Annotated in this window: 13 protein-coding genes, 1 tRNA gene and 1 rRNA gene; 12 read left to right on the plus strand and 3 right to left on the minus strand. The window is 44.1% G+C overall.

Annotated elements, in window-relative coordinates; all coding sequences use genetic code 11:
- Together rrf and Q397_RS0119425 are read left to right on the plus strand one after the other, a co-directional pair.
- A 5S ribosomal RNA gene (gene rrf, locus Q397_RS0119420) occupies positions 1 to 106 on the plus strand; the annotation flags it as partial.
- Between the two features lie 90 nt (positions 107 to 196).
- Positions 197 to 273, plus strand: a tRNA-Met gene (locus Q397_RS0119425).
- A gap of 418 nt (positions 274 to 691) precedes the next feature.
- On the opposite strand, the gene Q397_RS23495 is transcribed toward Q397_RS0119425, so the two are convergent.
- Both Q397_RS23495 and Q397_RS23500 read right to left on the minus strand, forming a co-directional pair.
- Positions 692 to 1,282: an IS3 family transposase gene (locus Q397_RS23495; RefSeq protein ID WP_038014949.1), complete on the minus strand. Its 591-nt coding sequence runs from the start codon at positions 1,280 to 1,282 to the stop codon at positions 692 to 694.
- The gene (locus tag Q397_RS23500; protein WP_051610373.1) at positions 1,279 to 1,575 is read right to left on the minus strand and encodes an IS3 family transposase; all 297 of its coding nucleotides are present in this window, start codon (positions 1,573 to 1,575) and stop codon (positions 1,279 to 1,281) included. Before Q397_RS23500 ends, Q397_RS23495 begins: the two co-directional genes overlap by 4 nt.
- Positions 1,576 to 1,864: 289 nt before the next feature.
- Here Q397_RS23500 and Q397_RS0119440 point away from each other — a divergent pair, with 289 nt between their 5' ends.
- The 10 genes from Q397_RS0119440 to Q397_RS0119485 all read left to right on the plus strand — a co-directional run bounded on the left by Q397_RS0119440 (position 1,865) and on the right by Q397_RS0119485 (position 9,749).
- A complete protein-coding gene (locus tag Q397_RS0119440) occupies positions 1,865 to 2,113 on the plus strand; it encodes an SHOCT domain-containing protein (RefSeq protein WP_083223012.1) in 249 nt (82 codons plus the stop codon).
- Positions 2,110 to 2,523 carry a hemerythrin domain-containing protein gene (locus Q397_RS0119445; protein ID WP_028880817.1) on the plus strand — a complete coding sequence of 138 codons (414 nt, stop codon included), beginning with the start codon at positions 2,110 to 2,112 and terminating at the stop codon, positions 2,521 to 2,523. Before Q397_RS0119440 ends, Q397_RS0119445 begins: the two co-directional genes overlap by 4 nt.
- A 10-nt stretch (positions 2,524 to 2,533) precedes the next feature.
- Positions 2,534 to 4,828 (plus strand): heavy metal translocating P-type ATPase, encoded by a 2,295-nt coding sequence (locus Q397_RS23505; RefSeq protein WP_038014937.1) that lies wholly within the window; start codon positions 2,534 to 2,536, stop codon positions 4,826 to 4,828.
- On the plus strand, positions 4,825 to 5,205 hold the full coding sequence (locus Q397_RS0119455) for a cupredoxin domain-containing protein (protein WP_028880818.1): 381 nt from the start codon (positions 4,825 to 4,827) through the stop codon (positions 5,203 to 5,205). Before Q397_RS23505 ends, Q397_RS0119455 begins: the two co-directional genes overlap by 4 nt.
- Positions 5,206 to 5,216: 11 nt before the next feature.
- On the plus strand, positions 5,217 to 6,026 hold the full coding sequence (lgt, locus tag Q397_RS23510) for a prolipoprotein diacylglyceryl transferase (protein ID WP_051610377.1): 810 nt from the start codon (positions 5,217 to 5,219) through the stop codon (positions 6,024 to 6,026).
- On the plus strand, positions 6,026 to 6,556 hold the full coding sequence (gene petA / locus Q397_RS0119465) for a ubiquinol-cytochrome c reductase iron-sulfur subunit (RefSeq protein ID WP_038014941.1): 531 nt from the start codon (positions 6,026 to 6,028) through the stop codon (positions 6,554 to 6,556). The genes lgt and petA overlap by 1 nt, the downstream gene beginning before the upstream one ends.
- A gap of 9 nt (positions 6,557 to 6,565) precedes the next feature.
- Positions 6,566 to 8,035, plus strand: coding sequence for an HD domain-containing phosphohydrolase (locus Q397_RS24530; RefSeq protein WP_051610379.1), 1,470 nt, complete (start codon positions 6,566 to 6,568; stop codon positions 8,033 to 8,035).
- On the plus strand, positions 8,032 to 8,502 hold the full coding sequence (locus Q397_RS0119475; RefSeq protein ID WP_028880820.1) for a c-type cytochrome: 471 nt from the start codon (positions 8,032 to 8,034) through the stop codon (positions 8,500 to 8,502). Before Q397_RS24530 ends, Q397_RS0119475 begins: the two co-directional genes overlap by 4 nt.
- Before the next feature lie 76 nt (positions 8,503 to 8,578).
- Positions 8,579 to 9,019, plus strand: a complete 441-nt coding sequence (locus Q397_RS0119480) for a DUF411 domain-containing protein (RefSeq protein ID WP_038014944.1) — start codon at positions 8,579 to 8,581, stop codon at positions 9,017 to 9,019.
- Positions 9,020 to 9,197: 178 nt separating this feature from the next.
- Entirely contained in the window at positions 9,198 to 9,749 is a 552-nt protein-coding gene (locus Q397_RS0119485) for a Spy/CpxP family protein refolding chaperone (protein WP_028880822.1), read from the plus strand.
- A 67-nt stretch (positions 9,750 to 9,816) separates the two neighbouring features.
- Here Q397_RS0119485 and Q397_RS24880 read toward each other — a convergent pair.
- Positions 9,817 to 10,096, minus strand: a 280-nt coding sequence (locus Q397_RS24880) for an integrase core domain-containing protein (protein ID WP_240475106.1), incomplete at its 5' end; no start/stop codon positions are given.

The raw sequence follows: 10,096 nt of genomic DNA on the forward strand, positions 1-10,096 counted from the left end.
TATGGCACGTGGCAAACACCCGATCCCATCCCGAACTCGGCCGTGAAAACATGTTGCGCTGATGGTACTTCGTCTTAAGGCGCGGGAGAGTAAGTCGCTGCCAGGCCTTCTAAAATGAGTAAGTCTTAACCTACACAATCGTTACAAAAATAGCCGCCCCTCAAAAGGCGGCTTTAGTCTTTCTAAAAGACACCAACGCGGGGTGGAGCAGCCCGGTAGCTCGTCAGGCTCATAACCTGAAGGTCGTCAGTTCAAATCTGGCCCCCGCAACCAACAAATAACCCGGCCATTGGCCGGGTTTTTTGTTGGCTGTCTGGGTACCATATTTAAACTGCGCAAGATGTGCCGAAAGGCGCAGATTGCAACAGTTCGGCCAAAGGCAACGACGCAGCAAGCAAAGCGCAGCGAGTACGGTAAATCTGGCCCCCGCAACCACTCTAAAAGCCCACTAACTCAACAAGTTAGTGGGCTTTTTAATGCTCGCATATAAGAGGAGAATATCCATCTGTGCCCAAACTGTGCCCAGATCGTGCCCAGAAAAATAAATAACCATCAGAGGCACGACCAAAAGGGTAAAACATAAACTGGTCAAAATTTGATATAAATGAGATTTTGCCTGCCAATTTGATCAAATTAATATGTCTCCTTCCCGCATATCTCACCAAGAATATTCTTGGTGAGATATGCGGGATTAACTGCCACGATCTGAATGGAAGATTACGCCTTCAGGTGGTTGACGCAGGGCGATGGCCCGTTGTAAGGCATCCATCACCAATTTGCGTTTTAGCCTTTTGCTTGTTGCCCATCCAATGACACGACGGGAATAAAGGTCAATCACCACAGCTAAATACAGCCAACCTTCTGCCGTCTTGATATAGCTGATATCACCTGCCCATTTCTGGTTTGGCCCTGTTGTTGTAAAATCACCATCCAACAGGTTAGGTGCCACATTAAAATTATGGTCGCTGTCCGTTGTCTTCTTAAAAGCGTGTGTGCGTATCACCTTGATATCGTTACCCTTCATCAAACGAGCGACACGTTTTTGACTGACTGTATAACCAAGCTCGCGTAATTCATCCGTCATGCGTTCTCGCCCATATGATTGATATGTTTCATTATGAATAGTGCGGATGTTGGTTAACAAAGCCAGATCCTCACGCTGCCGTTGAGACATGGGGCCTTTACGCCAATCGTAATAACCACTCGGACTGACATTGAAGGCTTTGCATAACAGATGAAGTGGATGATCGGCCTTCTTCGCATCAATGAACTTGAACCTCATCGCTTTTGGCTCGCAAAGACCCCAGCAAGCCGGGACGATGAGGCCGTCGCCTTTTTTAAAATTTCACGTTCCTCTCGTAAAATACGGTTCTCTTTACGAAGACGGGCAAGTTCCTTGTGAAGATCATCATGGGGGCCTGACATCAAGTCATCATGCTTATGTTGGGCGACCCATTTGTTCAAGGTGGACATGCCAATGCCAAGATCGACGGCAACTTGTTTGCGAGACAACCCGATCGTTAAGGCAAGTTGGACGGCTTCACGTTTAAATTCATCAGATTTTTTAAGACTCATTTATTCCTCCTGTAAATCTCAGTTTAACAGAAGGTGCTCTCCAGTTTTAGGGAACCAGGCCAAATTTTTTATAATTATCAGTGAATATTAAGCTCAAAACAGAAGCAATATTTGTCCAATAATTTTTTTATCAAAAAATACTGTGACAAAGTTTGTCAAACCTCATCCCCGTCAAGCTTTGTTACCATTCCACCAATTCCACGACATACTCCAGCAACATTGATGGCGTTAAATTGTATTTGAAGCAGCAGATGGTCTGTTGATCTTTAAAAGAACGATGGAGGTTGTCATGTGGGATTCTGGTTGGACGCATCATGCTATGTACGGCGATGGTAGCTGGTTTGGTTTTATGGGAATGCATGGCATCTTTATGCTGATTTTAGCTGTTCTCGCTGTCGTCTTGGTTATTTCCCTTTTTCGACAAGGCACAAAAATAGTGGGCCATGACCCGGCTCTAACGGTTCTTGGTGAGAAATATGCCAAGGGTGACTTGTCACGAGATGAATATCTTCAGAAGAAAAAGGACTTGAAGGTATGATGATGGCAAATGAGCTTGAAAAAAACACGGTTCGCTTTATTGACGCAAACAAAGAATGTCTGGAATTTCTGGCAAGACATTATTTTGATCCTGCTGTCGCTTGTCATGATCAGAACAGTTCCTGCCCAAGGATTGAAGATACCTTACGCTTTATCGAACGAAACTTTGAGCGTGAAGAATTTTTAATCAGAGCATCCGGTTACAAAGCTTTTGATGAGCATAAAAAAGACCATGAAGTTCTGACAAAAGCTCTCAAACGTATCCAAAAGAAATTCAAATGTAATGAATATGACAATGCGATTGTTGTTGATGAAATCAAAAAGTGGATTTCACGTCATACAGCGGAATTTGATCATGATTTCATTCAGTATTGGGCTGAAAACAATGGCCTTTCAAAGTTGAGTGAATAAAGGAGTTCCCATGCTAAACGCTCATCAAAGCACTTCACACAGTACAGATATTCGCTTAGGCGTAAAAGGTATGGGATGTGCATCGTGTGTAGCCACGATTGAAAATGCTCTAATGGAGCAAGTTGGTATTGTTAAAGCTGAAGTTAATTTTGCAGCTTCTATTGCTGAAATTAGTTTCGACCCTGAGAAAATTTCTCCCCCCGTAATTCGACAGGTAATTTCGGATGTTGGGTATTCTGCTGTTGAACCCAGAGATGACAGCGATGAAGCCATTAAAAAAGAAGAAGCAGAGAAGAAAGCCGAATATGATACCTTGATGAAGAAATTTTGGTTAGCAGCCGTAGTCTCTATCCCAAATGTTCTGCTGATGTATCCTGATGTGATACCGGGGCTGACAGCCTTGATGCCTCCAGAAAGTCTTACCAGAACAGCCGTATGGGCTGTGCAGGGACTTTTGACGACGTTTGTTTTATTTTGGTCTGGGTCTCAGTTTTTTACTGGTATGTGGGCGGCCCTCAAACATCGTTCAGCCAATATGCACACCCTGATTTCTGTAGGGGTCAGTGCTGCTTATGGATATTCAATTGTTGCGACAGCTTTACCTTCAGTCTTCCCTAAAGAAGCTGCAGCTGAACCGTTCTGGGATGTTACCACTGTTGTCATAGCCCTAGTTGTTCTGGGGCTGGCTATGGAAAGCAAAGCAAAAGGGAAAACGTCTGAAGCCATTAAAAAACTGATTGGAATTCAGGCTAAGACAGCTCGCGTTATTCGAAATGGTGTTCAGAAAGAAATTCCTGTTGAAGAAGTTTTAGTCGACGACATCGTTCTTGTGCGTCCTGGTGAAAAAATCCCAGTCGATGGGATTGTTACTGAAGGAGCCAGCAGTGTAGATGAGTCAATGATCACTGGTGAACCTATTCCGGCTGAAAAAACCGTAGGTGAAGAAGTAATTGGCGCAACGATCAATAAGAACGGGACCTTTTATTTTCGTGCAACAAAGGTTGGAAAAGATACCGCGTTGGCTAATATCATTCGACTTGTTCAACAGGCACAAGGATCAAAAGCCCCCATTCAGCGTATCGTTGACCAGGTTTCAGGATACTTTGTGCCAACAGTAATGATCTTGGCAATCTTGTCCTTCATGGTCTGGTATAACTTTGGCCCGGAACCACGCTTTATCTTTTCCATTATTGCGTTGGTGACCACCCTAATTATCGCGTGCCCCTGTGCCCTAGGGCTCGCAACACCGACCTCTCTAACGGTCGGAATTGGTAAAAGTGCTGAAAACGGCATACTGATCCGATCAGGTGATGCCTTGCAAACAGCAGAAAAGATCAATGCAATTGTACTTGATAAAACCGGTACCATTACAGAAGGAAAACCGGTTCTCACAGACTTAACGGTCATGCCGAATTTTCAGGATGGTGATGTCTTAAAATCAGCCGCAGCTTTAGAACGTATGTCCGAGCACCCACTGGCTGAAGCCATTGTTGAAGGTGCGCAAAATGCGGGTCTGAATATTCCTGAAGCAAAAAATGTCAGTGCAGTGACAGGCCACGGTATTACAGGCACTTTGGATAAACGTCATATTCTGATCGGAACAGGCAAATACCTGAGAGATAATGATGTAGTAACAAATGGCCTTGAAGACATCGCCGATATTTATACTCCCCAGGGCAAGACACCGATCATGATTGCTATAGATGGGAAACCGGCGGGTGTCTTTGCTGTTGCAGACACCGTAAAAGAAGATTCCAAGGAAGCTATTGAGCAGCTTCATCGCATGGGCTTGGAAGTTTATATGATCACCGGTGACAATACTGTTACCGCCAATGCCATTGCGAAAGAAGTTGGCGTTGACCATGTCTTGGCAGAAGTTCTACCTGAACAAAAAGCACATGAAGTTCAGAAGCTGCAATCTGAAGGTAAAGTTGTTGCCATGGTCGGGGATGGTATCAACGATGCTCCGGCACTGGCAGCAGCCGACATTGGATTGGCAATTGGCAGCGGCACGGATGTCGCTATTGAAGCAGCAGATATCACACTGATCAAAGGTAGCCTGAAAGGTGTGGTCACAGCCATGGATATCAGTCGTGCAACCATGCGGAATGTTAAACAAAACCTAGTGGGTGCTTTTGGCTACAACGTGCTTGGTATTCCTGTCGCCATGGGACTGCTCTATCCCTTCTTTGGTATTTTACTTTCTCCAATCCTTGCTGGTGCAGCTATGGCCCTGAGTTCTGTCACTGTGGTCAGTAATGCCAACAGGCTTCGTTTTTATAAACCGAAAGGAGTGCAGTCATGACTTTAGATCAAATTATTGTCACTCTGACAGGCTTTTTCCTGATCTGTATGATCATTAAGTTTTTCTGGATGAAAGGGAAGAGAGCCTTACCGCTTACCCCACTTATTAATGGCATTCAAAAGCAACTGATTATCGTAAAAGGTGGCTATACACCGGACACCATTATTGTGAAACGTGATGTGCCAGTGCAGCTAACATTTCGCCGTGAAGAAAATTCATCTTGTTCTGAAATGGTACAGCTTCCAGATTTTGGAAAAAGTCTGAAACTGCCAGAGGGTGAAGATGTTTCAGTTGAATTCACACCTACGAAAATTGGTGAATTTGAATTTGCCTGCCAGATGGGGATGCTGCGCGGAAAATTGATTGTAGATCTATAAGGAAGAGATTGATGCCATTCCCAGATATAGATCCAATTCTTATTCAAATCGGACCCTTTGCAATTAGATGGTATGCGTTGGCATATATTGCTGGCCTGATGTTGGGATGGGCTTATATCAAATGTATGTGTGAGCGTTTCAAGCACCCGATTACACGTGATAATTTAGATGACTATTTGTTCTGGGTGGTTCTCGGGGTTGTACTCGGTGGTCGCTTTGGGTATGTGCTTTTCTATAATCTAGATTTCTACATAAATAATCTACTGGCGGCCTTTCAGGTGTGGAAGGGCGGAATGTCTTTTCATGGTGGCTTCATTGGCGTGGTTCTGGCGACATACCTCTTTGCCCGCAAACATAAAATTGAAGTGATGCTCTTAGCCGATCTTGTTGCGATAGCTGCACCAATTGGTTTGTTCTTTGGACGAGTTGCTAATTTTATTAATGGTGAATTATACGGGCGGGTAACCGATGCGCCCTGGGGTGTTATTTTCCCAAACGGAGGTGAGTTTCCGCGTCACCCAAGTCAACTTTATGAAGCGGCACTAGAAGGGATTATTCTATTTATCTTTCTAAACGTTTTAGTTCGTTTTTCTACAATCAGAACTCGCCGGGGGCTGTTAACAGGAGTTTTTCTGATTGGATATGGTCTGGCCCGAACAATTGTTGAGCTGTTCAGACAGCCTGATAGCCATATCGGTTTTTTAACAGGGGGAACAACCATGGGCCAATGGTTGTCTATTCCAATGATTATCATTGGAGCTTTGTTAATCGGAAGTGCCATTTTTCATAAAGGTACTTCAAATCAGAAGGAGGTATCGTGATGAGCACATTTCCTCAATCACCCCCTAGACGAGATTTTTTACTTATTGGGACTGCAGTAGTTGGCGTAACTGGAAGTGCCATGGCTCTGTGGCCCTTTATTGATTCCATGAACCCTGCAGCGGACGTGAAAGCTCTGGCTACATCTGAAGTAGATATTGCTCCCATTGAAATAGGCCAACGCATTACGGTTGTCTGGCGAGGCAAGCCAGTTTTCATTGTTCACCGCAGTGAAGAGGAAATCAGCCGTATTCGCGATGAAAACCTTGACCTCGTTCGCGTACCTGAAGCCGATGAAGACCGGGTTCAAAAAGCAGAATGGTTAGTTGCCATTGGCATATGCACGCACCTTGGCTGCATTCCTTTGGGACAAAAGCCGGGTGACCCGCTTGGTGAGTATGGTGGATGGTTCTGCCCATGCCATGGGTCTCATTATGATGGATCTGGACGTATTCGCAAAGGACCCGCCCCACGAAACCTAGATATTCCACCATATACATTCAAATCAGATGAACTCATCGCTATTGGGTAAGGAGTAAATATGCCTGCATTACCAGATATGGTTCATTTTAAAAGTCGTTTCAGTATGGGAATAATATTTGCAAATTTGTCTCTGACCCAACGTGTGATGACTATTATCTTTTTTGGTATTTTGTTTGTCGGCATTACGATTGCGATCATGCTTGAAAATGAGCACCACAAATCCGTTTTGCAGCAAAATAAAATGCAGGCTGTTACTTTTTTGTATGGCATTGAACGAGACTTAATTGAGACGGAAGCTAATGATCCAAAAGTTCTCAATCAAATACTTCAAAAGGCTGCAACCCATAGAAATGGTGAGCTGGAATTTAGTCTCTTTAGCCTATCTTTATTGAATGCTGAAGGAGATGTAGTAACAAAAACCAGTCAAAGTAAAGAACATCAGATGGTCATGGGGCAAACCCAAGGGGCAGACTTCGATAGTATGGCGGGTCATCACGTCCAACTCCTTCAAAAAGAAAATAGCCCATTTGCGGGGGGAGAGGTTCAGTATTTTCATGATGATAAAACAGGTCAAAAAATTACGACCATGACTGTTAGTATCCCAGTTAAAAATACAGATTATATTCTGTCAGCTAATCTTGACTTGAAGAAAACGATGGCGGCGATTGAGCAAACAGACCGCGTGTTTGAACAAACCTTATTTGGGTCTTTTGCAATTGGATTTTTGGTGCTGTACGGTGTTATTGATTTTGCAATTCGCAAAGGTCTGGTTAATCCCATCAGAAAAATATCTACTGTTACATCTGATATATCGCATGGAAACTTTTCAGCACGAATTGGAGACCTTTGCTGTCCCGAATTACAACATCTTGGGACTTCAGTTGATCGTATGGCTGAAAATATCGAACAGCTCATTTCAGAACAAGAAACTGCATACCTTCAATCTTTGAAATCATTAATGAAAGCTTTGGAAGCTAAAGATCCTTATACGGCCCAGCATTCCGCAAGAGTGGCCAAGTTTTCTGTATTACTGGGCAAACAGATTGGTCTGCCACCAAAAGAACTAAAGCTGTTGGAAAAAGGAGCACTTATGCACGATCTTGGGAAAATTGGTGTACCTGATAATGTTTTGAACAAACCAAGTGCTTTGGATGATGCAGAGTTCCAACAAGTGAAATCTCATCCTGTCACAACAGCCAAAATCATGAAGCCGTTGTCTCGGTTCAAGGAATTTGCCCAAATTGCTGCCTGGCACCATGAAAGGTGGGATGGCAAAGGGTACCCTGATGGCTTACAGGGCGAAGAAATTCCCATTTTAGCTAGAATTGTATGCATTGCGGATACATGGGATGCAATGACAGGTGACCGCATATACCGAAAAGGCATGTCGCAAGAGAAGGCAATATCAATAATGGAAAATGAAAAAGATAGCGGTCAGTGGGACCCATACCTTCTTCAAGAATTTATTTCCCTTATTAAAGAGACCAATCAACCAAGTATAGAAATGGAAACAAGGCAATCAGCATGAATAAGAACGCAATAGCACTTTCAGTTGCAGTTGTTTTTACAATTGGGGCCGCAACAGCAGCATTCCTTCACAACGCTGAAAATTCAGGTGTCGCAGATCCTAATGACCCGAAACAGGTTGCCTTGGGTAAGACAATATATGCCGATAATTGTGCATCATGTCATGGTGTGAATTTAGAAGGCGAAACAGAAGATTGGAAATCCACAAAAGAAGATGGCACGTTATATGCCCCTCCCCATGATGATACGGGGCATACATGGCATCACGGGGATGCTTTGCTGTTCCAATACACAAAAGAAGGTGGTCAGGCGATTGCCGGCCCTGATTTTCAAAGTGGCATGATGCCATTTGCAGATGCTTTAACAGACGAGGAAATCTGGGCAGCTCTTGCCTTTATAAAAACATCCTGGACGGAACAACAGCTCAATCGCCAGCAGATGATGACGGAGCGAGAAAAAGAACAGTAAACAATGAATGTAATAGTCACATTATCAACACAATGATTCTGTTTTATGTTTGGCGAACATGGGAAAGGAACAGATCATGTCGTACTTAAAATCCATCGCTATTGCCTCTGCATTTTTTCTGGCCGGATTAGCTCATGCTTCTGCCGCACAACAGGAAATAACCGTTTATAAATCTCCCTGGTGTGGTTGTTGTACTGCTTGGAGCGAACATATGCGTGAGAACGGCTTTAAGGTTACAGAGATCAAGCGTGAAGATATGGACACAATCAAGAGAGAACTTGGTGTCCCGGAAAAGCTAGAATCCTGCCATACAGCTATGATTGATGGCTATGTTGTTGAAGGTCACGTCCCCGCTGACGATGTGAAGAAATTATTGACGGAACGCCCAAAAGCAAAAGGTTTGTCAGTTCCAGGTATGCCGATGGGGTCTCCGGGAATGGAGCAGGGAAATCAAAAAGATCGATATACCGTAATCATATATGGTGACGAAGGTATGGGTGCTTTTGCTCGTCATTAATGCAATCCTTAACCAGCTTGAAAAATGCTTCTCATAATAATTTGAGAGGCATTTTTTATAACTGACAAACTTTGTCACAACTTTCCTGTTTTCAGACATACGCGTGTTACATGAGTCTCCTATAATATTCATCATACAGGAGCTCAACAGCTCATCACTTTGAAATAGGGGAAGTACGATGAAACGCACATTTTTAATTACCTCAGCAGCCGCAGTCGCTATCGTTGCCGTTGCTTCTTTCACCGCGTTGGCTCATGGCCCAAGTAATGGTCAAATGATGGGCGGTGGTATGATGGGAATGATGGGTGGAAATGGTCATATGGGCCAGTACACACAAGTCAAACCCGCAACCCTGGATGAGCTTGAGAAAAACCTTGAGCTAACTGATAAGCAAAAACCCGCTTGGGAAGCATATGTAAACACCGTCAAAGACGTTGAAGAAAACTTTACAGCTCTTCACGAAAGTATGGATCCGCAAGCGATGCACGAAATGACAATTGAAGACCGCCGTGTCTTTATGCAAAGTGTGTGGGAATCCCGAAATGAAGATTCAAAAGCTCTAGAAGCTGCACAAAGCAAGCTGTTTGAAGTTCTGACAGCTGAACAAACTAAAACTCTGAAAAGCACTCAAACCTTCGCAGGCATGCCTTGTCACGCCAATGGCTGGCAAGGTGGTATGATGAACAACACGTCTTATATGATGGGCCCAGGCATGGGATACCAACGCTAAGCTCATTTGAGCGAGGAGGAAGCCCCATATCTCAAGACTGACGTGCCCCACTTTGGTGGTCCAACCGCTATGTTAGTTTCTGGCTATTATTGTCGTCCTGATGTGGCGACTGGAGCGTAGCGTAAGTCAGAACATCAGGACGAGGCAAGAGTGTTTTTGGTGCCGGAGGCTTGTAGCCCAGTGAACTGTGCGGACGAACTTCATTGTAAAACTGCCGCCAGCGTTCAATCAGAACCTTTGCCTCCTGCAAGGTATAGAATATTTCTCCGTTTAAAAGTTCATTGCGAAGCTTGCCGTTAAAGCTTTCGTTATAGCCATTTTCCCAAGGTGACCCCGGCTCAATATAA

The sequence above is a fragment of the Terasakiella pusilla DSM 6293 genome (assembly GCF_000688235.1).
Lineage (GTDB): Bacteria > Pseudomonadota > Alphaproteobacteria > Rhodospirillales > Terasakiellaceae > Terasakiella > Terasakiella pusilla.